Genomic DNA, 25791 nt, shown 5'->3' with positions numbered 1-25791 from the left:
GACCGCCGCCACGGTATTCAGGGTAATTCCCGATTCATAGTCATACGATGACGTATCACAATGCGGTCAAGCAATCTTGAATCGCATGGAGAGGCAGCGTGGGCGAAAACAGGTTCGAACGGCTCTTGCTGACGGGCGCGGCCGGCGGCGTGGGGCGCGTGCTGCGCGAAACGCTCAAGCCGATGGCGCGCGTCCTGCGCCTGTCCGACGTCCAGCCGCTGGGCGAGGCCGGGGAGGGCGAGGAACTGCATCCCTGCGACCTGGCCGACCGGCGGGCCGTGGACGAACTGGTCCGGGGCTGCGACGCCATCGTGCACATGGGCGGCGTGTCGGTCGAACGGCCCTTCGAGGAAATCCTCGAGGCCAACATCAAGGGCGTCTTCCACATCTACGAGGCCGCGCGCCGCCATGGCGTGCGCCGCGTGATCTTCGCCAGTTCGAACCATGCGGTGGGCTTCTATCGCCAATCCGAGACGATCGACGCCGCCATGCCCACGCGCCCCGACGGCTATTACGGCCTGTCCAAGGTCTATGGCGAGGGCATGGCCAGCTTCTATCACGACCGCTACGGCATCGAGACGCTGTCCATCCGCATCGGCTCGTCGTTTCCCGAGCCCAGGGACCGCCGCATGATGCACATCTGGCTCAGCTACCGGGACCTGACCGAGCTGATCCGCCGGGGCCTGTTCACGCCCGGCATCGGCCACACCATCGTCTTCGGCATGTCCGGCAACAAGGATGCCTGGTGGGACAACCGCCTGGCGGCGCACCTGGGCTATGAGCCCAGGGACACGTCCGAGGCCTTCCGCGCGTCGATCGAGCGCCAGCCCATGCCGGCGGCCGACGACCCGGTGATGGTCTGGCAGGGCGGGGTCTTCACGGCCCAGGGGCCTTTCGATCCGGTCGATGCGCCTTCCTGAATATACGATGTCTTATCTTTAAGACGTACAGCGGGAGGCCAGGCGTGCGCTACACCTTCAATTTTTCCGGCCTGGCGCCGTATTGGGAAATGTTTCTGGACGGCGCGCTGACCACCCTGGAACTGACCCTGGCCTCGACCGTGTTCGGCCTGATCCTGGGCATCCTGTGCGCCATCGGCCGGCGCGGCCGCAGCCGCTGGCTCTCGGGGCTGTGCGGGGCCTACATCGAGACCGTGCGCAACACGCCGTTCCTGGTGCAGATCTTCATCTTCTACTTCGGCCTGTCCAGCCTGGGCTACACCATGCCGGCCGCGGTGGCGGCGGTGATCACCATGGTCATCAACGTGGGCGCGTATTCGGCGGAGATCATCCGCGCCGGCATGGACGCGGTGCCGCCCGGCCAGATCGAGGCGGCCGAATGCCTGGGCCTGTCGCGCGCCCGCATCTACTGGCACGTCGTCATGCTGCCGGCCTTCGAGAAGGTCTATCCCTCCATCACCAGCCAGTTCGTCCTGATGATGCTGATGTCCTCGGTGACCTCGCAGATTTCGGCCGAGGAGCTGACCGGCGTGGCCAACAATGTGCAGTCCATCACCTTCCTGTCGCTGGAAACCTACATCGTCGTCGCCTTCCTGTACCTGTGCCTGGCCGTGCTGCTCAAGGCGCTGTTCTGGCTGGGTGGAGTGATGCTGTTCCGGCGCCGCCGGGCCGTGGCCCGCGCCGCGCGGGCCACGCGCACGGCCGGGGGGCGCCCCGGGTCCGCGGCGCGCCGCCAGGCCGTCGCGCCGCGCGGGACCGCCTAGGAGATCGCCGTGGATGAATTCAGCCTGGTGCAGTTCGTCTATCTGCTCAAGGGCCTGGGCTGGACCCTGGTGCTGTCGGCCCTGTCCTTCGTCCTGGGCTCGTTCGCCGGCTTCGGCGTGATGCTGGCGCGCGTCTCGCGCCTGCTGGCGGTCCGGGCGGCGGCGGCCCTGTTCATCCAGACGATCCAGGGCATCCCGCTGCTGGTGCTGCTGTTCGTGGTGTATTTCGGCGTCGGCATCTTCGGCATCGACGTGCCGCCGCTGTTCGCCGCCGGCATCGCCCTGATGGTGTACGTCAGCGCCTTCCTGGGGGAAATCTGGCGCGGCAGCGTGGAGTCCATCGAGAAGACCCAGTGGGAAGCCGCGGAATGCCTGGGATTCTCCCGCTGGCAGTCGCTGATCCTGGTCGTCATCCCCCAGGCGGTGCGCCTGTCGCTGCCCGCCACCGTGGGTTTCCTGGTGCAGGTCATCAAGTCCACGTCCCTGGCCTCGGTGGTGGGCTTCGTGGAACTGACCCGCGCCGGGCAGATCATCAACAACTCCCTGTTCCAGCCGTTCCTGGTGTTCGCGCTGGTGGGCGGGTTCTATTTCCTGCTGTGCTACCCCTTGTCCAAGTGGAGCCGAACCATGGAGAAAAAGCTCAATGTCGGCCGTCGTTAGTCTGCAGAACGTCCACAAGTCCTTCGGCTCGAACCAGGTCCTCAAGGGCGTGTCCTTCGACATCGCCCGGGGCGAGGTGGTGGCCATCATCGGCCAGAGCGGGTCGGGCAAGAGCACGGCGCTGCGCTGCATCGACCGCCTGGAGTCGATCGACGAGGGCCGCATCCAGGTGTGCGGCCACCAGCTGGACGGCGGCAAGGTCGATCTGGGGCAGTTGCGCAAGGACGTGGGCATCGTCTTCCAGAGCTACAACCTGTTCCCCCACCTGACGGTGGGCCGCAACATCACCCTGGCCCTGCGCCACGTGCGCAAGCTGCCGCGCAAGGCCTGCGAGGAGCGTGCCCGCCAGGTGCTGGAAACCGTCGGCCTGCTGGAAAAGTACGACAGCTATCCCGAGCAGCTCTCGGGCGGCCAGCAGCAGCGCGTGGCGATCGCGCGCTCGCTGGCGATGGAGCCCCAGGTGATGCTGTTCGACGAGGTGACCTCGGCCCTGGATCCGAAGCTGACGGGCGAGGTCCTGAAAGTCATCGAGAAGCTGGCCGAGGGCGGCATGACCATGGTCCTGGTGACGCACGAGATGGCCTTCGCCCGGCGCGTGGCCGACCGGATCGTGTTCATGCACCAGGGGCAGGTCTGGGAGACCGGCGGACCCGACATCCTTGTTCACCCGCAGACGCGGGAACTGCAGGATTTCATAGGCAACGGCCTATGAAGAATCATCCCCGCGCCGCGTGGGCCTTGCCCGCGTCCGGGTTCGTTCCCGGAACCACAACCAGAAGGAGACTTCAATGATGTTCAAGAAAACCATGCTGGCCGCCGCCGTCGGATTCGGGCTGTGCGCCTTCGGCGCGGCCGCCCAGGCGGGCGACCTGGACCAGATCAAGAAGGATGGCGTGATCCGCGTGGCCATCGCCATGGGGGTGCCCATGTTCAGCTACGCCAACGCGCAGATGCAGCCCGAGGGCTCGGACGTGTCCACGGCCGAGATGTTGGCCAAGGACCTGGGCGTGAAGCTGGAGCTGGTGCCCATCACCAACGCCGCCCGCGTGCCGACGATCCAGACGGGCAAGGCGGACCTCGCCGTGGCCAACCTGTCGATCACGGAAGAGCGCGCCAAGGTCATCGATTTCTCGGTGCCCTATGCCTCGCTGCAGATCATCGTGGCCGCGCCCAAGGAAATGAAGATCGCCGGCTACCAGGACCTGAAGGGCGTGAAGATCGGCGTGACCCGGGCCACGGTGAACGACACCGACATCACGAAGAACGCGCCGGACGCCAACATCCGCCGCTTCGAGGATGACGCGACGCTGGTGACGGCCGCGGCTTCGAAGCAGGTGCAGGCGATCTCGTCGCAGTGGCCCAACGTGGCCGAGGTCAACAAGAAGCTGAAGGCCGACCCCTACGAGACCAAGTTCGTGCAGCATGAATTCATGCTGGGCATCGCCATGCCCAAGCAGACGCCGAAGCTGAAGGAATGGGTGGACGGCTGGGTCCGGACCAACCTGAAGAACGGCCGCCTGAACGAGGCCTACAAGAAATACCACGGCAGCGACCTGAGTCCCAAGGTCCTGGCCAACGGGAACTGACGTTCCCGTTTTCGGTGCCGCCCCGCCGGGGCGGCGCACGCTACGCGCCCGGGAGTCCCGGGCGCGGGCGTTTCCGGGATCAGAACTTGTAGCTCACGCCCGCCGTCACGCTGCGGCCGTTGCCGGGCAGGAAGGTGGGAGTCGCGGCTGGCGGGTTCGGCAAGGTCGAATTGCGGATGACGAAGGCGCTGGCGTAGGTTCTGTTGGTCAGGTTGTCGCCCTGCACGTAGGCCTGCCAGTGCTTGTCGATCTGATAGTCCACCTTGAAGCCGAGCAGGGCGTAGCTGTCCTGTTGGGAGTCGGGCTGGTTGGCGTGGTTGGTCTCCGTGGCGGTCGGCATCCAGCGCACGTTCGGGCCGAAACGCAGGCCGCCGACACGGTACAGGACCTCGGCGCTGACCAGGTGGCGCGGCACGCCGGCGATGCGGTTGCCGGCGTACTCGCCGCCCTTGAAGCGGAAGTCGCTGAAGGTGTAGGCGACGCGGTAGTCGAAGGCAGTGCCTTCCCCCGGCGCGGGCAGGCTGCCGTTCAGGCCCAGCTCGATCCCCCGATGGCGGGTGCCTCCCTGGTAGTTGTAGGTGCCCGCCGCGGTGCCGTTGGCGGTGCTGACCGACATCAGTTCGTCCTTGACGTCGCTGTGGTAGAGCGTCAGCGCCCAGTGTGGCGCGTAGGATCCGGCGCCTAGGCGGCCTTCGCCGCCGATCTCGACGGTGTCGGCGCGCTGCAGTTTGAGCTCGCTCAGGTTCGACGTCATGGTCGACGCATTGTTTGCGGCGGCGTTGTTGGTGATGATTTCCCAGTAGGTCGGCGCCTCGTTGCTGCGGCTGACGTTGATGAAGAAGCGCTGGTCCTCGGCGGGCTGCCAGACCAGGCCCAGTTTCGGACTGACGTAATTCCAGTCCTGGTCGAGACTATCGCCCGAGCCGCGCTCGCGCGCGTCTCGGATCGCCTGGGTGAACTTGGCGTCGCCCACGACCGTCCATTGCGGCGCGACGTGCCAGGCGAAGCCCAGCAGGGCGTTGCGGTTCTCGGCCTGCAGGTCGTAGGTGCCGAACCGACGCAGCTTGCTGCCGTTTTGGGGGTTGACGGCGTACAGGTCGCGGTCCATGTCGCTGTGGGACCAGTCCAGGGCGACGCGGTAGTCGATGGAGCGGTATTTGCCCGCGAGCTGCCATTGGGCGCCGTAGGTCATGCCATCGGTCACGGTCGATACCAATGGATCCTGGAAGGTATCGTCGATGTTCTGGGCATAGACGCCGAAGGTGTTGTTCAGGGTTTCCGTGCCCCAGTATGTGCGGTTGGCGGCGCGGAACTGGCGCGACGTACGGTGCGGATCGCGTTTGTATACGTTCAGGGGGTGGTTGGCGGTGTTGCCGTCGCCGATCACGCTGGTCGGATCGTCCTCCATCATGGAACGCGTCACGACGAACGGAATGTCCACGTCCAGGTCCACGTACGACAGGTACGTCCGGTTCTCGAAGCCGTCGCCCTGGACGCCGAAATTGCCCTGCACGCTGGTGCGTTCGGAACCGGAGTGGTTGCGGTAGCCATCGTACTTGTCGTGGGTGACGCTCAGGCGGCCGTCCAGGTTGTCGCTGCGGAAGCCTTTGGCGGCCTGGGCGCCGAAGCGGCCGAAGCTGCCGCCTTCCACGCGCAGCACGTCGCCTTCCGTGGCCGTCAGGGACTGGAAGTCCAGCTCGCCGCCCAGGGTGGTGGCGGCCGGCGACAGGGCGTTGGCGCCCCGGCGGACGCTGATCAGGCGGGCGTTGCGCGGTTCCAGGAAACCGATCACGAAGGAGCCGTCGGCCTCGTTCAGCGGCAGGCCGTCCTGCATCAGCAGCACGCCCCGGTTCACGGGGTTGCTCTGGATGCCCGAGCCGCGGATGTTCAGGCGCGGCTGGTCCAGGCCGCCGAAGAATTCCTGCACCACCAGGCCGGGCTGGTAGTCCAGGGCGTCCTTCAGCGTGGCCAGGCGGGTCTCCTTCTGCGGCTCGATCAGGTTGGTGCCGCCGGCCACGTCGTCCAGGCGGGCGCGTTCGGCCTTCACGCCGGGATTCAGCGGGGTGGCCTGGGCGTCGCCGCTGACGGTGATGGGCTTGAGGCTCGTGACTTCCTGGGCCTGGACGGGCGTCAGGCCGGCGGCCGTCAGGGCCAGGGCCAGCGCCAGGGGAGTGCGGGCGTGTCGTACGCTCATGGGGAGTTCCTCGGTCGAAGGAGATGTGGAAGAGAGGGGCGTGAAATCGGGCTATGGGCCGGCCGGCGGGCCCGGCGGGGCGCCGGCGGCGGGTTCGTCCGGACGGCCGAAGGGGGCGGCCTGTTCCTGGATCCGGCCGTCGGCCACGCACAGGATGCGGTCCACCAGGCCGGCGAGTTCCCAGGGCTGGTGGCTGATGCAGACCAGCGCGGCGCCGGTGGCGCGCGCCTGGTCGGCGCACAGCCGCCCCAGGTCGGCGCGCAGCGCCGGGTCCAGCGCGCTGAAGGGTTCGTCGAGGAGCAGCAGGTCGGGCTCCAGCGCCAGGGCGCGGGCCAGGGCGGCGCGCTGGGCCATGCCGCCGGACAGTTCGCCCGGCCAGGCGCGCGCCGCGTCGGCCAGCCCCACGCGGGCGAGCCAGCGGTCGCGCCGCGCGGCGATTTCGCCGGCGGGGACGCCGCCCGCATGCAAGGCGATGTCCAGGTTGTCGGCCACGCTGCGCCAGGGCAGCAGCCGGGGCTCCTGGAAAACCAGGCGGGTGCGCAGGAAGGCGTTGCGGCAGGTGCCGCTGTCCGGCCGCAGCAGGCCGGCCGCCAGGCGCAGCAGGGTGCTCTTGCCGGCGCCGCTCGGGCCGATGACGCCGATGCGCTCGCCGGGGCGCACGTCCAGGCGGATGCCGTCGAGCACGGCGCGCGGGCCGAAGGACAGGCTGAGGTCGCGCATCTCAAGCATGGCTGGGCTCCTGCCAGCGGGTCAGGCGGCGCTGGATGGGCTGCAGCAGCAGGAATTCCAGCAGGGCCACCAGGCCCAGGATCAGCAGCACCCAGGCGTACAGCCGGCCGCTGTCGAAAGTGCTGCGCGCGTTGGCCAGCGCGTAGCCCACGCCGCTTTCGGCGCCCAGCACCTCGGCCATGACCACCAGCCGCACGCCGCCGCAGGCGGCGATCAGCAGCGCCGCCGTCAGGGGCGCGGCCAGGGCGGGCAGGTAGATGTGGCGTAGCCGCGTCCAGGCGCCGAAGCGGTAGACCTGGCCCATTTCCAGCAGGCCGGCATCGATCATGCGCATGCCCTTGACCGTGTTGACGTACATGCCGGGCGCCATCATCAGGACGGTGATGAAGATCACCATCCCCGAGCCCAGGCCGAACCAGAGCATGGCCAGCACGACCACGACCACGGGCGGAATGGCCATCAGCAGCCAGCGCAGCGGCTCCAGCAGGCCGCGCAGGCGCGCGTCGTGGCCGGCGAGCACGCCCAGCGCGAAGCCGATGCCGCAGCCCGTGCCCACGCCGATGGCGATGCGCATCAGGCTGTCGCGGCTGTGCGCCCAGAAGCCCGGGTCGCCGGCCAGGACGCCGATCGAGCGCAGGGCTTCGAGCGGCGTGGCCATCAGCATCGGCCCCATCAGGCGGGCGGCGAGTTCCCAGCCGGCGAAGATCAGGACGACGCCCAGCGCGGACCAGAGCCGGGAGGTGCGCCTGGGGCGGCCCGGCGCGCTCATCTCTCTCATGGCCCGTAGAAGCCGGCGTCGGGCAGGCGGCCGCCGACGGCTTCGGGGTTGTGTTTCAGGATCAGGCCGTAGAGGGCTTCCAGGGCGGGACGCACGGCCCGCGCGTCACGGCTTTCCAGGCGGGTGACGCGGATCGAGGCCTCGATGGCCTCGACCGGCAGGAAGTCCAGGTGCTTGTGCACCAGGCGGGCGCATTCGGCCGGTTCGGCCTTGCACCAGCGCGCCGACCGGTCGTAGGCTTGGGCGACGGCCTCGCCCAGGGCGCGGTCGCCGGCCACATTGGCATTGGCCATGATGCCTGCCTGCGGCAGGTCTGGATGGTCCGGGAAGGTCCCGCGCCAGGCGTCCTCCAGGCTCTGCACGCGGTGCAGCGCCGCGCCGCCCTGGCGGGCATTCTGCGCCAGCAGGAGCGAGACCGAGGGTTCGGGCAGCAGGGCGCTGCGGGCTTCGCCGGTGAGCAGCAGGGCGATGGCGTCCTGGGCGTCGCGTGCGTAGCGGATGGCCGGCGCGCGTTCGCCGGTCAGGCCCTGCGCGTCCAGCAGGCGTTCCAGCAGCAGGGCGGGCAGGTCGCGCTGGAAGGTCGTCAGCAGCGGCTTGCCTGCCAGGTCGGCGACCGTGCGCACGTCAGGGTCGGTGCTGACGAACCACAGCAGCCCCCAGACGGAGACGTTCAGCAGGCGCACGGGCATGCCGCGGTTGGCCATGATGGCGGGCAGGTTCACCGGCGTGGCGCTGAAGTCGACTTCCTGCTTGGCGAGCAGCACGCGCAACTGGTCGGGGCTTTTCCAGTGGCGGAATTCCACCGTGCCGGCCCAGTCCGCCAGGGCGCCGGTCTCGGCCATGTGGATGAGCGGGAAGCTGACGGCCGCCGTGGGGCCGGCCAGGACCAGGCGGTCGCGCGGCGCGGCCGAGACGGACAGGCCCGTGCTCAGCAGGGCGGCCAGCAGGCAGAGCCGCGCCAGGCGGTATGATGCACGAAGGGATTCCCACATAACTGAATGCGAATTATTATCAATCTCGTATCGTCTCATCCCGAATCGTTGAGTGCCAATGACAAAAGTCAATCCGACCGAGGATTCTCCCGCCCGGGTGCTGGGACACCCGCTGTTCCGGGACGCGCCGCCGGAGGTGGCGCGCCTGCTGCTGCGCGACGCCGCGATCCTGCATGTCGAGGACGGGGACCCGCTGTTCCGGGAGGGCGAGGACGCCATCGAATACCTGTACGTCCTGAGCGGCGGCATCGAAGTGCTGCGCCACACCCAGGACGGCCAGGAGCGCGTGTTCCACATCTTCCGTGTCGGCCAGCTGCTGGCGGAGACGGCCATGTTCATGACCCATGGCCGCTATCCGATGAACGCCCGGGCGCATGGCGACGCGATCGCGCTGTGCCTGAAGCGGGCCGGCCTGCAGGCGGCCTGCCGCGCCTGGCCGGACCTGTCCATGCGGCTGCTGGCGCGCCTGAGCGACCGGGTCTACCAGCGGGTCAACGAGGTCGAATGGTTCAGCGACAGCACGGCCGCGCAGCGCCTGGCCGATTACCTGCTGCGTCTGCGGCCCGGCGCGGGGTCGTCCGTGCGCCTGCCCCTGACGCAGCGCCAGCTCGCGGCGCATCTGGGCGTGCGCGCGGAAACCCTGAGCCGGCTGCTGGCCGACTGGGTGGCGCAGGGCCGCATCTCCGGGGCGCGCCGGGACTGGATCCTGCACGACCCGGCCTTCCTCGACGACCTGGCGCAGCCGGCCCGGCGCAGCTTCTGAGCGCGCGCCGGGGCGCCCGGGCCGGCTCCATGGCCCGGCTCCAATACCCGCGCCCGGCGTGCGCGTGTCCGGTCCGCCGGCGCGGAGAAGTTTTAAACTGAAGGATTCCTCACCGACTTCCCGAAAGGATCCCGTCATGGCCAAACCGCTGCGCTCCTCGAACATCACCCAGGGTGTCGCCCGGGCGCCGAACCGCTCGATGTACTACGCGCTCGGCTACACGGAATCCGACTTCGACAAGCCCATGATCGGCATCGCCAACGGCCAGAGCACCATCACGCCGTGCAACAGCGGCCTGCAGCCCCTGGCCGACGCGGCCGCCGCCGCCATCAAGGAAGCGGGCGGCAATCCCCAGATGTTCGGCACGCCGACGATTTCCGACGGCATGGCCATGGGCACGGAAGGCATGAAATATTCCCTGGTGTCCCGCGAAGTGATCGCCGACTGCGTGGAAACCTGCGTCCAGGGCCAATGGATGGACGGCGTGCTGGTGATCGGCGGCTGCGACAAGAACATGCCCGGCGGCATGATGGGCATGCTGCGCGCCAACGTGCCCTCGATCTACGTCTACGGCGGCACCATCCTGCCGGGCAGCTATTGCGGCCAGGACCTGAACATCGTCAGCGTCTTCGAAGCGGTGGGCGAGCACGCGGCCGGGCGCATGTCCGATGCCGACCTGCGCAACATCGAAACCCATGCCATTCCCTGCAGCGGGTCCTGTGGCGGCATGTATACGGCCAACACCATGAGCTCCTCCTTCGAGGCCATGGGCATGAGCCTGCCGTATTCCTCCACCATGGCCAACGTGCACCAGGAAAAGACCGACTCGGCCGCCGAGTCGGCCCGCGTGCTGCTCAAGGCCGTCGAACTCGACCTGAAGCCGCGCGACATCGTCACGCGCAAGTCCATCGAGAACGCCGTGGCGGTGGTCATGGCCACCGGGGGATCGACCAACGCCGTGCTGCACATCCTGGCGATCGCCCACGCGGCCGGGGTCGAATGGACCATCGACGACTTCGAACGCGTCCGCCGCCGCGTGCCGGTCATCTGCGACCTGAAGCCCAGCGGCAAGTACCTGGTGGTGGATTTCCACAAGGCGGGCGGCATTCCCCAGGTCATGAAGCTGCTGCTGAACGCGGGCCTGCTGCATGGCGACTGCATGACCATCACCGGCAAGACCATCGCCGAGACCCTGGCCGGCGTGCCCGACGCGCCGCGCGCCGACCAGGACGTCATCCATGCGCTGGACGATGCCCTGTATCCGGAAGGCCACCTGGCGATCCTCAAGGGCAACCTGGCCGAGCTGGGCGCGGTGGCCAAGATCACCGGCCTGAAGAATCCCGCCATCACCGGCCCGGCACGGGTCTTCGACGACGAGCCCTCCGCCATGGAGGCCATCCTGGCGGGCCGCATCCACGCGGGCGACGTGATGGTGCTGCGCTATCTGGGCCCCAAGGGCGGGCCGGGCATGCCGGAAATGCTGGCCCCGACCAGCGCCCTGGTGGGCGAGGGCCTGGGCGATTCGGTGGGCCTGATCACCGATGGCCGCTTCTCCGGAGGCACCTGGGGCATGGTCGTGGGCCACGTCGCGCCAGAGGCCGCCGTGGGCGGCGCCATCGCGCTGGTCGAGGAAGGCGATTCCATCACCATCGACGCGCGCCGCCAGCTGCTGCAACTGAACGTGCCGGACGATGTCCTGGCCGCCCGGCGCGCCGCCTGGACGCCGCCCGCGCCGCGCTACACGCGCGGCGTGCAGGCCAAGTTCGCCTTCAACTGTTCCGACGCCAGCACCGGCGCGGTGCTGGACCGTTTCGAGGACCGCTGAAACAAGGATGCCGGATCGAGGACCGCCGGATCGAAGACCGTTGAATTTCGAGGACCGCTGAATGAATGACGAGCAACACGCCCTGCAACTGCACATCCGCCTCGCCCTGGGCGTGGCCGACGCCTTCGACGCCCAGGCCGAGATCGAGCGGCGGGTGGACTTCCTGGCCGAATTGCTGCGCGCCACCGGCACCCGCGCCCTGGTGCTGGGCATCAGCGGCGGCGTCGATTCCCTGACGGCGGGCTGCCTGTCGCAGCGGGCCGTCGAACGCGTGCGCGCGCAGGGCGGGGAGGCCCGTTTCGTGGCCATGCGCCTGCCTTACGGCGTCCAGCTGGACGAGGCCGACGCCCAGGCGGGCCTGGCGGTGATCCGGCCCGACGAAACGCTGACCGTGGACGTGCGTCCGGCCTCGGACGCGATGCTGGATGCGGTGCGGGCTTCCGGCCAGGCCTTCCGCGACGACGCCCAGCAGGATTTCCTGCATGGCAACATCAAGGCCCGCCAGCGCATGATCGCGCAATACGCCGTGGCCGGGGCGCGCGGCGGGCTGGTGGTCGGTACCGACCACGCCGCCGAGGCCCTGATGGGCTTCTTCACCAAGTTCGGCGACGGGGCAGCCGACGTCACGCCGCTGGCGGGGCTGAACAAGCGCCGCGTGCGGGCGCTGGCCGCCGCCATGGGGGCGCCCCGTGATCTGGTGTTCAAGGTCCCCACCGCCGACCTGGAACTGCTCAAGCCGCTCAAGCCCGACGAGGACGCCTTCGGCGTCAGCTACGAGCAGATCGACGATTTCCTGGAAGGCCGGGACGTCGCGCCGGAAGCCTTCGACATCATCGTGTCCACCTGGAGGCGCAGCGCCCACAAGCGCGCCCTGCCGATCGCGCCCTGAGGCTTCTCCGGCCCGTCAGGCCGACGTGGCCATCAGCCCGGCCGCGATTTCGTAGGACCGCAGGCGCGCCGCGTGGTCGTGCATGTTGCAGGTGATCATCAGCTCGTCCGCGCCGGTGCGCTCGGCGAAGTCGCGGACCTGCGCGGCGACGGTGTCCGGAGCGCCGATCGCGGCGCAGGACAGGATGTGGTCCAGCAGGGCCCGGGCGGGCGGCGGCAGGGACTCCAGATAGCCCTCGACGGGGCGCGGCAGCAGCCCCGGCCGGCCGGTGCGCAGGTTGACGAAGGACTGCTGCCAGGACGTCGCCAGGAAGCGGGCCTGCTCGTCCGTGTCGGCGGCGAACACATTGAAGCCCAGCATCACGTAGGGCCGGTCCAGGTGGCGCGAGGGCCGGAAATGGCGCCGGTACAGGGCGATGGCGTCCATCATCTGCGCCGGCGCGAAATGCGAGGCGAAGGCGTAGGGCAGGCCCATCAGGGCGGCCAGCTGCGCACCGAACAGGCTGGATCCCAGGATCCAGACCGGCACCCCGCAGCCTTCCCCCGGCACGGCGCGCACCGGCCCGCGGCCGTCGAAATAGTCCATCAGTTCGGCCACGTCGCGCGGGAAGGCGTCGGGATCCGAATCCAGCGTGCGGCGCAGCGCCCGCGCGGTGGCCTGGTCCGACCCGGGCGCCCGGCCCAGTCCCAGGTCGATGCGGCCGGGGTACAGGGTTTCCAGCGTGCCGAACTGCTCGGCGATCACCAGCGGCGAATGGTTGGGCAGCATGATGCCGCCTGCGCCCACGCGGATGCGCGAGGTCGCCGCCGCGACGTGGCCGATCAGCACGGCGGTGGCCGCGCTGGCGATGCCGGGCATGCCATGGTGTTCGGCCATCCAGTAGCGCCGGTAGCCCAGGGATTCGGCGTGGCGGGCCAGGTCGGCGGTGTGGGTGAAAGACTCGGCCGCGCAGCCGCCTTCGGCGATGGGGGCCAGGTCCAGGACCGAGAACGGGATCGAAAGGCGTGTCATGCGGGTTCCGGCAGGGTGATGAGGGTCTGCTGCATCAGCGCCACCGGCGTCTTCTCGCCCGTGTTGAGGGCGTAGACGTCGACCTGGACCACGGTCAGCGTGCGGCCGGAACGGATGACCCGGCCGACGGCTTCCAGGGATTCCCCCTGCGCGGGGGCCAGCAGGTTGATCTTGAATTCGACCGACAGCACCGTATGGCCCTGCGGCGCCCGCGTCATGGCCGCGAAACCGCCGGCGGCGTCGGCGATCGAGGCCGTTGCGCCGGCGTGGAAATAGCCCAGGTGCTGGGTCAGGTCGGGGCCGTAGGGCAGGTGGATGTGCACCCGGCCCGGGGCGACGTCGCCCAGGCGGGCGCCCAGGTGGCGCATCAGGCCGGAACGGTCGAAGCTGTCCCGGATGCGGGCGAGCAGGGCGGCGGTGTCCGGCGTGCCGGGCTCGGCGGTCGATGTCGTCATGGGTGGTCCTGTATAGTCGTGAGTCGCAAGCATCCCGGAATCGGAAGCAATCCTCGCTGTGCCCTACGATAAGCCATTTTCTCCCGCACCCCAAAACCCGGACCCGGGCCGCCCGGGCGACGGACGGCCCGGTCCGGGCATCGGACTGGCGGTCTGCCTGGCCGTGGCCGCCATGGTCAGCGTGCAGACCGGCGTATCGCTGGCCGTGCCGGTGATCCATGAATACGGCGCGCTTTCCACGTCCAGCCTGCGCCTGTGCTGGGCCGCGCTGGCGCTGCTGCTGTTCGTGCGCCCGCCGCTGCACCGCTATGGCGCCGCGCAGTGGCGGGCGGCCCTGGTCCTGGGAGCGGGCATGGCCGTCATGTCCCTGGCCTTCTTCCTGGCGATCGAACGCCTGCCCCAGCACTTGACCGTGGCGCTGGAATTCTGCGGCCCCCTGGCGGTCGCCGCGCTGGGGGCGCGCGGCTGGCGGGCGCTGGCCTGGCCGCTGCTGGCGGCGGCCGGGATCGGATTGCTCGTGCGGGGCGATGCGCACGCGGCCGGCGGCGCGGATTCGGCCGGCATCGCCTTCGCCCTGCTGGCGGCGGCCGGCTGGGGCGTCTACATCGTCATGATGAAGAAGATCGGCCCCGCGTTTCCCGGCCTGCAGGGGCTGGCCGTCTCGCTGGCGGTCGCGGCGCTGCTGTCCCTGCCCTTCGCGGCGGCCGAGGCCGGCACGATCCGGTTTCCGTGGGAGCAGCTTGCCTTCACCGCGGGACTGGCGGTGCTGGTGCCGCTGGTGCCCTACATCCTGGAGATCACCGCCCTGCGGCGCATGCCGGCCGCCACGTTCGGCGTGCTGATGAGCCTGGAGCCCGCCGTCGGCGCGACGACCGGCTGGATCTTCCTGGGCCAGGGCATGGGCGCGAGCCAGATGCTGGGCACCGGCCTGGTGGTCGCCGCCAGCGTCGGGGTGGTGCGGGCCGCGAGGTGACGGCGGGTTTCAGCATTCCACCACGTTCACGGCCAGACCGCCGCGCGAAGTCTCCTTGTATTTCGACTTCATGTCGGCCCCGGTCTGGCGCATGGTTTCGATGACCGTGTCCAGCGAGACGTGGTGCTTGCCGTTGCCGTGCAGCGCCAGGCGCGAGGCGTTGATGGCCTTGTTGCCGCCCATCGCGTTGCGTTCGATGCAGGGGATCTGCACCAGGCCGCCCACGGGGTCGCAGGTCAGGCCCAGATTGTGCTCCATGCCGATTTCCGCCGCGTTCTCGACCTGGGCCACCGTGCCGCCCTGCACCGCCGTCAGCCCGGCCGCCGCCATCGAACAGGCCACGCCGACTTCGCCCTGGCAGCCGACCTCGGCGCCCGAGATCGAGGCGTTTTCCTTGTACAGGAAGCCGATCGCCGCGGCGGTCAGCAGGAAGTCCACCACGCCGTCTTCCGACCAGCCCGGGATGAAGGCGCGGTAGTAGCGCAGCACGGCGGGCAGCAGGCCCGAGGCCCCGTTGGTCGGCGCCGTCACCACCCGGCCGCTGGCGGCGTTTTCCTCGTTCACGGCCATGGCGTACAGGTTCACCCAGTCCATGGCGAACATGACGTCGTCCTCTTTTTTCGGCCCCGCCTTCAACTGAGCATACAGCGCCGGGGCGCGGCGGCGGACCTTCAGGCCGCCGGGCAGGATCTCGTCGGCGACCGGCCCCTGCAGGCCGCAGCCCCGGTCGATGGCCTCGTCCATCACCTGGGCGATGCGCAGCACGCCGGCGCGGACCTCCTCGGGCGGGCGCAGGATGGACTCATTGGCCATCATCAATTGGGCGATCGTCAGGCCGTGCCGCTGACAGGCGGCCATCAGTTCGGCCCCGGTGGCGAAGGGGTAGGGCATTGGCGCGTGCTCGGGCACGGTTTCGTCCGTCTCGATGCTGTCGAGCGCGCGGATGAAACCGCCGCCGATCGACACGTAGCGTTCGTCCAGCAGCGTGTCGCCTTCGGCGTCCAGGGCGACGAAGCGCATGCCGTTGGGGTGTTCCGGCATCGGCTTGACCCGTCCGGAAAAGGCGCGCCGGGGGTCGAAGGCGATCGTGTGCCGTTGCCACAGCGTCAGCCGGTGGTCGCGCGCCACGGCGTCGATCAGGCCGCCGATCGCGGCGGGATCGACCGTGTCCGGCGCTTCGCCCATCAGGCCCAGCATGATGCCCATGTCGGTGCGGTGGCCCGCCCCGGTTTCCGCCAGGGAGCCGTAGAGATGGATGTTCAGGCCCGCCACCCGGGGCAGCAGTCCGCGGGCGTCCAGATTGCGGACGAAATTGCGGGCGGCCCGCATCGGCCCCACCGTATGCGAGCTGGAAGGCCCGATGCCGATTTTGAAAATGTCGAAGACCGACAGCGCCATGATCGTCCTCCTGTGCGCGTGGGTGGCTGGGCGTGTCCTGGCGGCGGCCGGATGATTCCGGCCCTTCTGTGTGCCAGGGCGTTTTTTTCAGATTCTAGTGATTTGACGGATTCCTGATTGAATGGAAACGACATTCATCAGGAATGGAATCCATTCCAATGGATTTTCCGGTATCGGAATCCGACATCGAGACCGATGCTATCATTCACAAATTGAACATATACGACATAAAAGCGCATAGGAATGAATGAAAGCGACATATCCGTCCGGATCGGATTCGTCCTGCTGCCTCAATTCGCCATGGGGGCATTCGCCGCCTTCGCCGATCTGCTGGGGCTGCTGGACGCCCAGACCGACACGCCCGGCCCCTGCGCCTGGGAAGTCGTCGCCGACACCCTGATCCCCGTGCGCTCGGCCAGCGGCATCCAGGTCGTGCCGACCGACCTGCTGGGCGACCCCCTGCGGTTCGGCTATATCGTGGTCGTCGGTGGGCCGTTGTCGCCCGCGGCCGATGCGAGCCCGGCGCTATTGGCCTGGCTGCGCCAGGCGGCCCGGGGCGGCCGCCATCTGGTCGGGCTGTGCAATGGGGTCCACGCCCTGGCCGGGGCGGGGGTGCTGGCCGGGTATCGGTTGTGCGTCGGCGGCGACCAGTACCGCGACTTCGCCGACCGTTTTCCTTCCATCGCGCCCGAACGGATCGTCACCGACCGACCCTCGGTGTTCGACCGGCGCCGCATCACCTGCGCCGGCGGAGCCGCCGTCACCGACGTCGCCGTGCGCATCCTGCGCCGCCATCTGCCCGAGGCCGACGTCCGCCGCGCCCTGCGCTGCCTGCAGATCGACGCGGCCGGCGGGCAGGGCGGGCAGATCCAGCCCCCGCCGCCCGGCGTCCCGGCCGAAAGCCCGCCCGCCCTGCGCCGCGCCGCGCTGGTGATCGAACAGTACGCGGGCCAGATTCCCGGCCTGGGCGACCTGGCCGACCGCCTGGGCCTGTCGCCGCGCCAGTTGCAGCGGCTGTTCCGCCAGCACCTGGACACCACGCCCCAGGCCTATGCCCGCGCCGTGCGCCTGCGACAGGCGGCCTGGATGCTGCGCCACACCGATAAAAGCATCGCCGCCATCGCCTCCGACTGCGGTTTTTCCGACGCGGCCCACATGGCGCGCGTCTTCCGGGTCGAGCACGGCATGGCGCCCGGCGCCTGGCGGCGGGAGAAGAAGGAAAACACCGTATAATGACGGTCCTCTTTCCGGAGCGACGCCCTGTCGCGCCGACCCCGCCCGGGTGGTGAAATTGGTAGACGCAGGGGACTCAAAATCCCCCGCCGCAAGGCGTGCCGGTTCGATTCCGGCCCCGGGCACCATCCATAATCGGCGCACACCATGCCGCAATCCCGCCTTGGTTCCGATACGCCCGCAGCGCAGAAGATCGACGCCATCATCGCCGGACTCGGGGATTGGAGAGGTGATGTCCTGGCAAGGATCCGGCGGCTCATCCGCGCGGCGGACCCGGATATCGTCGAAGAAGTGAAATGGGTCAAACCGACCAACCCGGCCGGGGTGCCGGTCTGGTCGCATCATGGCATCGTCTGCACCGGCGAATCGTACCGATCCAAGGTCAAGCTGACATTCGCCCGGGGCGCGTCGATCCACGACCCGGACGGACTGTTCAATGCCAGTCTGGACGCGGGGGTGCGGCGCGCCATCGACATCCATGAGCATGACAGCCTCGACGAAGCGGCTTTCAGGAAGCTTATCCAGGCCGCCGTCGCAGTCAATACGACGGCTCATGATGGCTGAGGTCGTGCGGATGGAAGACTGGCGTTGAGCCCTATAATCGCCTCCATGTCCTCCCAGCCCCTGCTCCTCATCCAGGTCGGCACGCCGCCCGACGACGTGCGCGCCAGCGAAGGCGATCTGCCGGCCTGGTTCGGCCGGGCACTCGGCTCCGATGGCGACGCGCTCCAGGCCGTGCGGGTGTTCGAGGGCGAGGCCCTGCCGGCGCCGGGCGAGCACCGGGCGGCGATCATCACGGGCTCCTGGGCCATGGTCACGGACCGGCTGGACTGGAGCGAGGCCGCGGCGGACTGGATCCGCCGGGCGATGCGCATCGACATGCCCTTGTTCGGCGTATGCTATGGGCACCAGTTGATGGCCCACGCCCTGGGCGGCCAGGTCGGCTATCACCCCGATGGCATCGAGGTGGGCTGCCAGGAAATCGAATGCCTGCCCGACGCGGCGTCCGATCCGCTCGCCGCTACCCTGCCCGTGCGGTTCATGGCCCATCTGACCCACATGCAGACTGTGCTGGTGCCGCCTCCGGGCGCCCGGGTGCTGGCGCGGTCGGCGCACGACGCCCACCAGATCGTGCGCTATGGCCCGCGCGCCTTGTCGACCCAGTTCCACCCGGAATTCACACCCGCCATTTTGGCGGCGTGCGTGCGCCGCCGCGCCGATGCGCTGCGCGCCGAAGGCCGCGATCCCGATGCGATCCTGGGCGGCCTGCGCGAAACCCCGGTAGCCCGGGACCTGCTCCGGCAATTCGTGCGGGCGTGCGTGGGCGAAGCCCTCAATCCGTGAATTCCCATTTCTGGGCGCTGGCGCCGGCCAGTTCCTGCACGCGCTGCTCGTCCTGGCTGAATGCGGCGGCCGATCCCGCATGGGTGATCTGTCCCCGGTCCAGGACGTAGGCCCGTTAGCGTCCGGCGAACACACCTTGAGGTTCTGATTGATGCTTAACCCCAGAAGCAACCGTAGGGATCTGCATCGATCTCATCCAGCACGTTATCCAGAGTCCGTGTTGTGACAAGCGGTTCATAGCGATGCCACCGAAGGTCGGCGCGCATCCAGAAGACTTTCCACGTACTTTGTGCTTTGATCCACGTCACCTTGGCTACTGGCGCAATCAGCCGCGAACCATCGTATGACCGGCGATCCTCATGGAGGATGATGGATTGGTTTTCGACGGAGTAGCCAATATCCAATCTATCCCGGATTTCTGGACGAGGACGACGGCGTGCAATATATATAGCCATGGTGCGATGCACCCCTGCAAGTTCCAGTTCACTCAATGCCATAGCGTTCCTCTGATGTTGGCGCAGAAGGGATGCCGGTGGGTCAGTTTTCAACCGACGATGATCAACGGCGTCACGCAGCCTGCCAGCGATGCGGCAACAGCTCCCCGATGCGGCTGTTCGGATGCGTGGGCAGGCGCGTGAGCACGTCCTTCAGATAGGCATACGGATCATGGCCATTGAGTTTGGCCGACTGCAATCCAGGTAGCGCGTCAGCGCCTCCCAGCGCTTCAGGCTGTAGTCCAGCGCCCGGGCTGTCCCCGAACCCTCCGGCACCCTCTGGCGCTGGGCCAGCATCCACTCGTGATATTAGTCTGCCAAGGGCTTGGCGACCTGCTGGCGTTGTCTCAAGCGCTCATCCGGGGATAGGTCCTTAAGCTCACGCTCGATGGCGTACAGGCCGTCGATGGACTCCAGCGCCTGTGCAGCCACCTGGCTCTGGCTGGTCGCGTGCAAGTCGAAGAACTTGCGCCGGGCGTGCGCCATGCAGCCGACCTCAACGATGCCCTGGGTAAAGCAGGCCTTGTAGCCAACGTAATCGTCACAGACCAGGCTACCCGTCCAGTCTCCGAAGAACTCCCGGGCATGTGTCCCGGCACGGCCTTCGGTAAAGTCATAGACGACGGCATTCAGGCCTTCGAACCCACCCGGGGTGTAGGCCCACAGATAGGCCTTGTGGGTGGCACGGCTGCCGGGCTTGAGCAACTTGACCGGGGTCTCGTCGGCATGCAGCACCCGGTGCGCCAGGATCTCGTCTCGCAGAGCGGCCACCAGCGGCTGCAACGCGAAGCCACAGGCACCGACCCACTCGGCCAGGGTCGAGCGGGCGATCTTCAGACCTGCCCGGGCAAAGATGCCTTCCTGACGGTATAGCGGCGGGTGATCGGCATACTTGGCCACCAGCACATGAGCCAACAGACCCTGCGTGGCCAGGCCCTTGTCGATCACATAGGCAGGCATTGGGGCTTGGATGATCGTCTCGCACTGCGGACAGGCCAGGATCGGACGCACATGGCGCTCTACCGTAAAGGTGCCGGGCGTGTAGTCCCGCTTCTCGCTGACCTCGTCGCGTACGAACTTCAACTGACACCCACAGGTGCAGTTCATGCTGTGCGGTTCGTGGCGGATCTCGATGCGCGGCAGCTCTGGCGGCAAGGCAGCGCGTTTGGGTTGATCCTTGGGGATTGCGACTGGGCCGGCCTTGGGGTTCAAGGCCGCCAGTTGCCTCATCTGATGTTGGAAACACCAAGCCCCCTTCAGACTCATCTGATATTGGACAGGGCCCCGGGCACCACGAATCTAGCGCGTCACGTACACTCTGGCGCCCGCGAAATAAGTCTCCAGCACCTGGGTCTGTTTCAGCGACTCGGCGTCCACATTCAGTACATCGCGGTCGACGACGATGAAGTCCGCCTGCTTGCCCGGCGCCAGAGAGCCTATCCGGTCCGCCAGTCCTATGGCCTGCGCGGCATGGCGCGTGTAGGCCAGCAACATGCTGATCTTGTCCATGCGTTCGGCGGGGTTCAAACCGCCGTCCGGCCCTTGGCGCGTCATCGCGTGATGCATGGCTTCCCAGGGATTGGCCGTCGAGATCGGCCAGTCGCTGGCGCCCGCGATCACCGCGCCTTGCCGCTGCAGCGAGCGCGCCGGATACTGTCCCATGAACGCCGCCGGGCTCAGATACGGCTTGACCAGATCGAGCAGGTAATTGTCCATCTCCGCCCAGTGCAATTGCATGACGGCGATGACGTCCAGGCGCGCGAAGCGCGGATAGTCGTCGGGATCCACCAGTTGCAGGTGGGTGATGGAGTGGCGCACGCCGCTGTGGCGATGGTGACGGGCCACCTCGAAGGCGTCCAGGGATTCGCGAACGGCGCGGTCGCCCAGCGCGTGGATGTGCACCAGCCAGCCTCGCGCGTCGGCCGCATCGACCAGGGCCTGCAAACCCTGGCGGGTCAGCAGCATCTCGCCCCGCTTGCCCGAATTGCTGTATTGGCCCAGCAATGCCGCGCTTTGCGCCGGGTACTCCAGTACGCCGTCGGCGAAGATCTTGATGCCTGGAATGGTCAGGTTCGGGACATCCTGGAATTGCTCGCGGACGGTATGCAGGCGATCGAGATCCGCCGCGTCGCTCAGGGGGCTGGCCACCAGCAAGGCCACCACGTGCGCGTTCAGGCCTTCTTCTTCGGCCACGGCCCGATAGGCTGGCAATATGCCCGTTCCCGTGCTGCCGGGCGCACGTGAAAACAGCGCCTCTCCCGGCCCCGCATTGGCCGCGGGATCCATCCAGGCCGTGATGCCGTAGCGGTGGTTGGCACGCACCGCGAACTTGCCGGCCCGCAGCAACAGGTTCTTGTCCGGCTTGGGCAATCGCACGGTGGCCAGATCGACGCCCGCATCGACCAGGATGCCGTCCGGCTCGCCGTCGGCATCCACGCCCACGGTATGCTTTTGCGCTGTCGAGAGGCCTCGCGCATACGCCGCGTCGATGCCGGACCTGGCGCGCATGGCACGGTTGGCCCAGGCGGTGTGCAGGTCCGACCCCATCAGCAGCAAGGACTGCGATGCCCAACTGTTCGCATCAAAGATCTTTGCCAGCGCCCGCGGGTCTTTCCAGGTACCCGGGTTCACGCCGAAAACCACCAGGGGCTGACCCATATCGCCATGCGCCGCATCGCGCCAGGCCTGTATGCGCCGTCTGATCGTGGAGATGTCCAGCTCTTCGTCGTGCAGATTCGGCGACAGGGCGGCCAAAGCGCCAATCACCGCATGGGTGTGCGCATCAATCAGACCAGGCAGGACACGTCGGCCGCGCAGGTCCACGATCCGCGTCCGCGGTCCCTGGTGCGCCAGCACTTCGTCCCGATCGCCGATGGCCAGGATGCGTCCGTGTTCGACCGCGAAAGCCTGGGCCGAAGGCCGGGTTTCATCCGCGGTGAACACGTTCGCGTTCACGAAAATGGTCTCGGGCGCCGCATGCGCGCTCAATCCCGCGCTGGCCAGCAAAAATGCCATCACCGGTGCGCGCCATGCTGTTCGTTTTCGTGCCGGCATGCTTGATCATTCCTCCTGTTTTCGATGTGCTTTTCATCCCTCGGAGCCTCGGAGCCTCGGGCCCAGGGCCCGCGCCCGGCATGCTTCGCGCCGGTTCCCCGCTTTCAGTCTTTCGTCTCGCGAAAGGAAATGCCTGCGGCTCGGGAATGGCGCAACGGGAAAAGCCATAGATTATTCTTCATTAAGGATCAGGCCGCACCTCTGGCCTGCCCCGGCCCACGCCGGCAGGCCCACGGCGGCGCTGCATCCGCCGCGTTCCGGCGGTTCATGCGGAGGGCGCACGTGGCGTGGCCCTCAGTCCGTGAACTCCCACTTCTGGGCGCTGGCGCCGGCCAGCTCCTGCACGCGCTGCTCGTCCTGGCCGAATTCGGCGGCCGATCCCGCATGGGTGATCTGTCCCCGGTCCAGGACGTAGGCCCGGTCCGCGATCCCGATGGCGGCGCGGACGTTCTGCTCGATCAGCAGCACCGACGTGCCCGCGTCGCGCGCGGCGACGATGACCTCGAAGACGTGCTTGACGATCAGCGGCGCCAGCCCCTGGGAAGGTTCGTCGAGCAGCAGCAGCCGCGGGTTCAGCAGCAGCACGCGGGCGATGGACAGCATCTCCTGCTCGCCGCCCGAGAGCTGCTTGCCCTTGTGGCGCCTGCGTTCCGCCAGGCGGGGAAACAGTTCGTAGATCCGCGGGATGTTCCAATGGCCCGGGCTGTCGACGGGCACCTTCAGGTTCTCGTCCACCGTCAGGTTGGCGAAGACGCGGCGCCCCTCGGGTACCAGGCCGACACCCAGCCGGGCGATGCGAAAGGGCGGCAGATGGGTGGATTCCGTCCCGAAGACCCGGATGTGGCCGTCGCGCGCGGGCGTCAGGCCCATGATGCTGCGCAGGGTCGTGGACTTGCCCGCGCCGTTGCGGCCCAGCAGGGTCACCAGTTCGCCTTCGCCGACCTCCAGGTCGATCCCCTGCAGGATATGGCTCTTGCCGTAGTACGTGTGCAATTGCTGGATTTCAAGCGCCTTCACGTTTTTCCCCCAGGTAGGCCACCTGCACCTTTTCGCTGGCGGCGATTTCGTCGGGGGTCCCGACTTCCAGGACTTCGCCTTCCGTCAGGACCGTGATGCGGTCCGCCAGGTTGAAAATGACCCGCATGTCGTGTTCCACCAGGACGATGGTGAGCTTCTGCGTGCGGTGCAGTTTCCGGATCAGGACGGCGGTGTCGTAGGTTTCCTGGCTGCCCATGCCGGCGGCCGGTTCGTCGAGCAGCAGGAGCCTGGGCTTCAGGGCGAGCGCCATCATGATTTCCGTGGAGCGCTGGTCGCCGTGCGACAGTTCCCCGACAAGGCGGTCGGCATTCGCCGTCAGCCCGCCGGTTTCGAGCAATTCGTCCACCCGCGCGGCGGTCCGCGCCGCCTGCCGGCGGGTGGAGTACAGCTTCAGCCGCAGGCCCTCCGTGACCTCGACCGCGATGCGCAGGTTGTCGCGCACGCTCAGTTCCGGGAAGACCTCGGTGATCTGGAAGGTGCGCGCCATGCCCAGGCCGACGCGGTCGTGGGGGGGCAGGCCGGTGACGTCGCCGCCATCGAAGACGATGCGGCCGCTGGTGGGCCGGTAGAAGCCGCTGATCATGTTGAAGAACGTCGTCTTCCCGGCGCCGTTGGGGCCGATGATCGCGTGCAGCTCGCCTTCCTCGACGTTCAGCGAAACCTGGTTGACGGCCGTCAGTTCGCCGAAGCGCTGCGTGACTCCGTGGACTTCGAGCAGGCTCATGATGTCTTCCTTTGCAACAATCCGACGATGCCGCGGGGGATGAACAGCACGACCAGGACGAAGATCAGCCCGATGAAGAACATCCAGCTGTCGGTGATGCTGGACAGATAGTCCTGCAGCACCACGAAGATGGCGGCCCCCAGCAGCGGCCCCCAGAAAGACCGCATGCCGCCGATGACCGCCATCAGCACGAAATCGCCCGACTGGGTCCAGTGCAGGTTGTGGGGGCTGACGAAGTTGTTCAGCATGCCGTACAGCGACCCGGCCACCGCGACGAAGGTGCAGGAAAGGGTATAGGCCAGCCACAGGTGCTGGTTGACCGGGATGCCCAGGAACCGCGCCCGCCGTTCGTTTTCGCGCATGGCGAGCAGGGTGTGGCCGAAAGGCGAGCGCAGCAGGATGGCCATCAGCGCTGCGCAGACGGCGAAGACCGCCAGGGCCGTGTAATAGAACACCAGGCTGGAGGACAGGTCGATCTGCGCGAAGCCCAGGTCGATGGGCTGCCGGTGAAAGGTCAGGCCGTTGTCGCCGCCGGTGACCGAGTTCCAGCGGAAGGCGATGAAGTAGAACACCTGGCCGAAGGCGATGGTGGCCAGCGCGAAGTAGATGCCGCGCAGCTTCGCCAGCAGGTAGCCGATGAGGGCGCCGCCCAGCGCCCCCGCCAGGATGCCGGCGATGAAGCCGATGGGCGTGCTGGGGACGAGATATTTGATGACCAGTCCCGTGCCGTAGGCGCTGAGTCCGAAGTACGCGGCATGCCCGAAGGCCATGACGCCGGAATGCCCGACCAGCAGGTTGGTGGCCATGGCCGCCAGGCCGATGATGAGCACCCGGGATGCCAGGTCGGTATAGCCGCCGACGGCGCCGACCCAGGAGGGCAATGTCAGCAGGATGGCCCAGACGACGATCAGGCTGATGGATTTGCCAACGGTATGGTTGTTCACAGCTTGGTCCCTCCTTCCTCGCCGAACAGGCCATGCGGACGGACCAGGAGCACGAGCGCCATCATGACGTAGATCGTCGCCTCGGACGCCGAGGGGTAGAACACGGTCACCACCCCGGCGGCGATCCCGATGAGCAGGCCGCCGAACAGGGTGCCGACCAGGCTGCCCAGCCCTCCGACGATGACGGCGACGAAGCTGGGCATGATCAGCTGGTCGCCGATCGTGGGCGTCAGGCCCAGCATGCCGGCGGCCAGGACGCCCGCCAGGCCGGCGAAAAAGATGCCCAGGCCGAAGTTCAGGTTGCGCAGGATGCGGACGTCGACGCCCAGGGCCGAGACCATTTCCAGGTCCAGGGTCCCGGCGCGGATGCGCATGCCCAGGCGCGTCTTCTTGAGGATGAAGAACAGGACGGCCACGGCGATGGCCACCAGGGCCACCATGAAGACCCGGTAGCCGGTCAGGAAGAAGAGGGTGGGGCTGAGCGAGGATTCCAGGGCGGCCGGCACCTGCACGGGCAGGCCTTGCGCGCCCCAGATGTAGCGCACGGAGTCTTGCAGCACGAAGGCCAGGCCGAAGGTCAGCAGCAGGCTGTAGAGCGGATCGCGCGAGTACAGGGGGCGGATCAGCACGCGTTCCACGAGGATCCCGATCAGGGCGGTCAGGAAGGGCGAGACGAGCAGGGCGCCCCAGAATCCCAGGTACGGCTGCAGGGTGTAGGCGATGTAGGCCCCAAGGGCGAGAAACCCGCCGTGCGCGAAATTGATGACGTTGGTCAGGTTGATGATCAGCGACAGGCCCAGCGCCATGAGGGCGTAGAACGCGCCGATCACCAGCCCGTTGAATACGTTGAAGAGCACCAGCTGAGTCACGTCATGCCTCCGTTCGACGAAAGGAATCCCGGCCGGGCGGTGCGGCGGCCCGGTTCGGCGTGTGGCCAGGGAGAACCGGTCGGGCGGCCCCGCGCCGCGAGGCCCCCGGCTCGTG

Annotated in this window: 25 protein-coding genes, 1 tRNA gene and 1 pseudogene; 13 read left to right on the top strand and 14 right to left on the bottom strand. The window is 67.9% G+C overall.

Features of this window, described 5'->3' with window-relative positions:
- Window positions 1-98: 98 nt before the first annotated feature.
- The 5 genes from ACFO27_RS02710 to ACFO27_RS02690 all read left to right on the top strand — a co-directional run bounded on the left by ACFO27_RS02710 (window position 99) and on the right by ACFO27_RS02690 (window position 3969).
- Complete coding sequence (locus ACFO27_RS02710; protein WP_376815890.1) at window positions 99-920, top strand: NAD-dependent epimerase/dehydratase family protein; 822 nt, start codon at window positions 99-101, stop codon at window positions 918-920.
- Between the two features lie 44 nt (window positions 921-964).
- Complete coding sequence (locus ACFO27_RS02705) at window positions 965-1723, top strand: amino acid ABC transporter permease (protein ID WP_376815889.1); 759 nt, start codon at window positions 965-967, stop codon at window positions 1721-1723.
- Window positions 1724-1732: 9 nt separating this feature from the next.
- Entirely contained in the window at window positions 1733-2383 is a 651-nt protein-coding gene (locus ACFO27_RS02700) for an amino acid ABC transporter permease (RefSeq protein ID WP_376815888.1), read from the top strand.
- Window positions 2367-3095, top strand: coding sequence for an amino acid ABC transporter ATP-binding protein (locus ACFO27_RS02695; RefSeq protein WP_376815887.1), 729 nt, complete (start codon window positions 2367-2369; stop codon window positions 3093-3095). The genes ACFO27_RS02700 and ACFO27_RS02695 overlap by 17 nt, the downstream gene beginning before the upstream one ends.
- A gap of 76 nt (window positions 3096-3171) precedes the next feature.
- The gene (locus ACFO27_RS02690; protein ID WP_376815886.1) at window positions 3172-3969 is read left to right on the top strand and encodes a transporter substrate-binding domain-containing protein; all 798 of its coding nucleotides are present in this window, start codon (window positions 3172-3174) and stop codon (window positions 3967-3969) included.
- 79 nt (window positions 3970-4048) lie between these two features.
- On the opposite strand, the gene ACFO27_RS02685 is transcribed toward ACFO27_RS02690, so the two are convergent.
- The 4 genes from ACFO27_RS02685 to ACFO27_RS02670 are packed head-to-tail and all read right to left on the bottom strand — an operon-like array spanning window position 4049 to window position 8662.
- Window positions 4049-6163 (bottom strand): TonB-dependent receptor family protein, encoded by a 2115-nt coding sequence (locus ACFO27_RS02685; protein ID WP_376815885.1) that lies wholly within the window; start codon window positions 6161-6163, stop codon window positions 4049-4051.
- A gap of 51 nt (window positions 6164-6214) precedes the next feature.
- Window positions 6215-6892: an ATP-binding cassette domain-containing protein gene (locus ACFO27_RS02680; RefSeq protein ID WP_376815884.1), complete on the bottom strand. Its 678-nt coding sequence runs from the start codon at window positions 6890-6892 to the stop codon at window positions 6215-6217.
- The gene (locus ACFO27_RS02675) at window positions 6885-7661 is read right to left on the bottom strand and encodes an ABC transporter permease (RefSeq protein ID WP_376815883.1); all 777 of its coding nucleotides are present in this window, start codon (window positions 7659-7661) and stop codon (window positions 6885-6887) included. The genes ACFO27_RS02680 and ACFO27_RS02675 overlap by 8 nt, the downstream gene beginning before the upstream one ends.
- A 5-nt stretch (window positions 7662-7666) precedes the next feature.
- Complete coding sequence (locus tag ACFO27_RS02670; RefSeq protein ID WP_376815882.1) at window positions 7667-8662, bottom strand: ABC transporter substrate-binding protein; 996 nt, start codon at window positions 8660-8662, stop codon at window positions 7667-7669.
- Between the two features lie 58 nt (window positions 8663-8720).
- Between ACFO27_RS02670 and ACFO27_RS02665 the strand changes: the two genes are divergently transcribed.
- The 3 genes from ACFO27_RS02665 to nadE all read left to right on the top strand — a co-directional run bounded on the left by ACFO27_RS02665 (window position 8721) and on the right by nadE (window position 12139).
- Complete coding sequence (locus ACFO27_RS02665) at window positions 8721-9425, top strand: Crp/Fnr family transcriptional regulator (protein ID WP_376815881.1); 705 nt, start codon at window positions 8721-8723, stop codon at window positions 9423-9425.
- Between the two features lie 136 nt (window positions 9426-9561).
- Window positions 9562-11250 (top strand): dihydroxy-acid dehydratase, encoded by a 1689-nt coding sequence (ilvD, locus tag ACFO27_RS02660; protein WP_376815880.1) that lies wholly within the window; start codon window positions 9562-9564, stop codon window positions 11248-11250.
- Between the two features lie 61 nt (window positions 11251-11311).
- Window positions 11312-12139 (top strand): ammonia-dependent NAD(+) synthetase, encoded by an 828-nt coding sequence (gene nadE, locus ACFO27_RS02655; protein WP_376815879.1) that lies wholly within the window; start codon window positions 11312-11314, stop codon window positions 12137-12139.
- A gap of 15 nt (window positions 12140-12154) precedes the next feature.
- On the opposite strand, the gene ACFO27_RS02650 is transcribed toward nadE, so the two are convergent.
- Both ACFO27_RS02650 and ACFO27_RS02645 read right to left on the bottom strand, forming a co-directional pair.
- A complete protein-coding gene (locus tag ACFO27_RS02650; protein WP_376815878.1) occupies window positions 12155-13150 on the bottom strand; it encodes an LLM class flavin-dependent oxidoreductase in 996 nt (331 codons plus the stop codon).
- Window positions 13147-13605, bottom strand: a complete 459-nt coding sequence (locus ACFO27_RS02645; protein WP_376815877.1) for a PaaI family thioesterase — start codon at window positions 13603-13605, stop codon at window positions 13147-13149. Before ACFO27_RS02645 ends, ACFO27_RS02650 begins: the two co-directional genes overlap by 4 nt.
- Window positions 13606-13663: 58 nt before the next feature.
- On the opposite strand from ACFO27_RS02645, the gene ACFO27_RS02640 reads away from it, so the two are divergent.
- Window positions 13664-14578: an EamA family transporter gene (locus tag ACFO27_RS02640; protein ID WP_376815876.1), complete on the top strand. Its 915-nt coding sequence runs from the start codon at window positions 13664-13666 to the stop codon at window positions 14576-14578.
- Between the two features lie 9 nt (window positions 14579-14587).
- Here the strand turns inward: ACFO27_RS02640 and ACFO27_RS02635 are convergent, their stop codons facing one another.
- Window positions 14588-15976 carry an L-serine ammonia-lyase gene (locus tag ACFO27_RS02635; protein ID WP_376815875.1) on the bottom strand — a complete coding sequence of 463 codons (1389 nt, stop codon included), beginning with the start codon at window positions 15974-15976 and terminating at the stop codon, window positions 14588-14590.
- A 243-nt stretch (window positions 15977-16219) separates the two neighbouring features.
- On the opposite strand from ACFO27_RS02635, the gene ACFO27_RS02630 reads away from it, so the two are divergent.
- The 4 genes from ACFO27_RS02630 (at window position 16220) to ACFO27_RS02615 (ending at window position 18553) form a co-directional block, all read left to right on the top strand.
- Window positions 16220-17209, top strand: coding sequence for a GlxA family transcriptional regulator (locus tag ACFO27_RS02630; RefSeq protein WP_376815874.1), 990 nt, complete (start codon window positions 16220-16222; stop codon window positions 17207-17209).
- Between the two features lie 43 nt (window positions 17210-17252).
- Window positions 17253-17337, top strand: a tRNA-Leu gene (locus ACFO27_RS02625).
- 19 nt (window positions 17338-17356) lie between these two features.
- On the top strand, window positions 17357-17773 hold the full coding sequence (locus ACFO27_RS02620; protein ID WP_376815873.1) for a DUF1801 domain-containing protein: 417 nt from the start codon (window positions 17357-17359) through the stop codon (window positions 17771-17773).
- 45 nt (window positions 17774-17818) lie between these two features.
- Entirely contained in the window at window positions 17819-18553 is a 735-nt protein-coding gene (locus ACFO27_RS02615; RefSeq protein ID WP_376815872.1) for a glutamine amidotransferase, read from the top strand.
- A 155-nt stretch (window positions 18554-18708) separates the two neighbouring features.
- Here the strand turns inward: ACFO27_RS02615 and ACFO27_RS02610 are convergent, their stop codons facing one another.
- From ACFO27_RS02610 to ACFO27_RS02580, 7 genes and pseudogenes are all read right to left on the bottom strand, one after another.
- Window positions 18709-19044 carry a DUF3024 domain-containing protein gene (locus ACFO27_RS02610; protein ID WP_376815871.1) on the bottom strand — a complete coding sequence of 112 codons (336 nt, stop codon included), beginning with the start codon at window positions 19042-19044 and terminating at the stop codon, window positions 18709-18711.
- A 76-nt stretch (window positions 19045-19120) separates the two neighbouring features.
- A pseudogene (tnpC, locus tag ACFO27_RS02605) lies at window positions 19121-20247 on the bottom strand (IS66 family transposase); the annotation flags it as partial.
- A 99-nt stretch (window positions 20248-20346) separates the two neighbouring features.
- On the bottom strand, window positions 20347-22101 hold the full coding sequence (locus ACFO27_RS02600) for an amidohydrolase (RefSeq protein WP_376815870.1): 1755 nt from the start codon (window positions 22099-22101) through the stop codon (window positions 20347-20349).
- Window positions 22102-22395: 294 nt separating this feature from the next.
- A complete protein-coding gene (locus ACFO27_RS02595; protein WP_376815869.1) occupies window positions 22396-23118 on the bottom strand; it encodes an ABC transporter ATP-binding protein in 723 nt (240 codons plus the stop codon).
- Window positions 23105-23863 carry an ABC transporter ATP-binding protein gene (locus ACFO27_RS02590; protein ID WP_376815868.1) on the bottom strand — a complete coding sequence of 253 codons (759 nt, stop codon included), beginning with the start codon at window positions 23861-23863 and terminating at the stop codon, window positions 23105-23107. Before ACFO27_RS02590 ends, ACFO27_RS02595 begins: the two co-directional genes overlap by 14 nt.
- On the bottom strand, window positions 23860-24807 hold the full coding sequence (locus ACFO27_RS02585) for a branched-chain amino acid ABC transporter permease (protein ID WP_376815867.1): 948 nt from the start codon (window positions 24805-24807) through the stop codon (window positions 23860-23862). Before ACFO27_RS02585 ends, ACFO27_RS02590 begins: the two co-directional genes overlap by 4 nt.
- Entirely contained in the window at window positions 24804-25676 is an 873-nt protein-coding gene (locus ACFO27_RS02580; RefSeq protein ID WP_376815866.1) for a branched-chain amino acid ABC transporter permease, read from the bottom strand. The genes ACFO27_RS02585 and ACFO27_RS02580 overlap by 4 nt, the downstream gene beginning before the upstream one ends.
- Between the last annotated feature and the right edge of the window lie 115 nt (window positions 25677-25791).

It is taken from the genome of Castellaniella denitrificans (assembly GCF_042653765.1).
GTDB lineage: Bacteria > Pseudomonadota > Gammaproteobacteria > Burkholderiales > Burkholderiaceae_B > Castellaniella > Castellaniella denitrificans.
The sequence above is the reverse complement of the archived record's forward strand: the minus strand, read 5'-3'. Positions and strand labels throughout refer to the sequence as shown.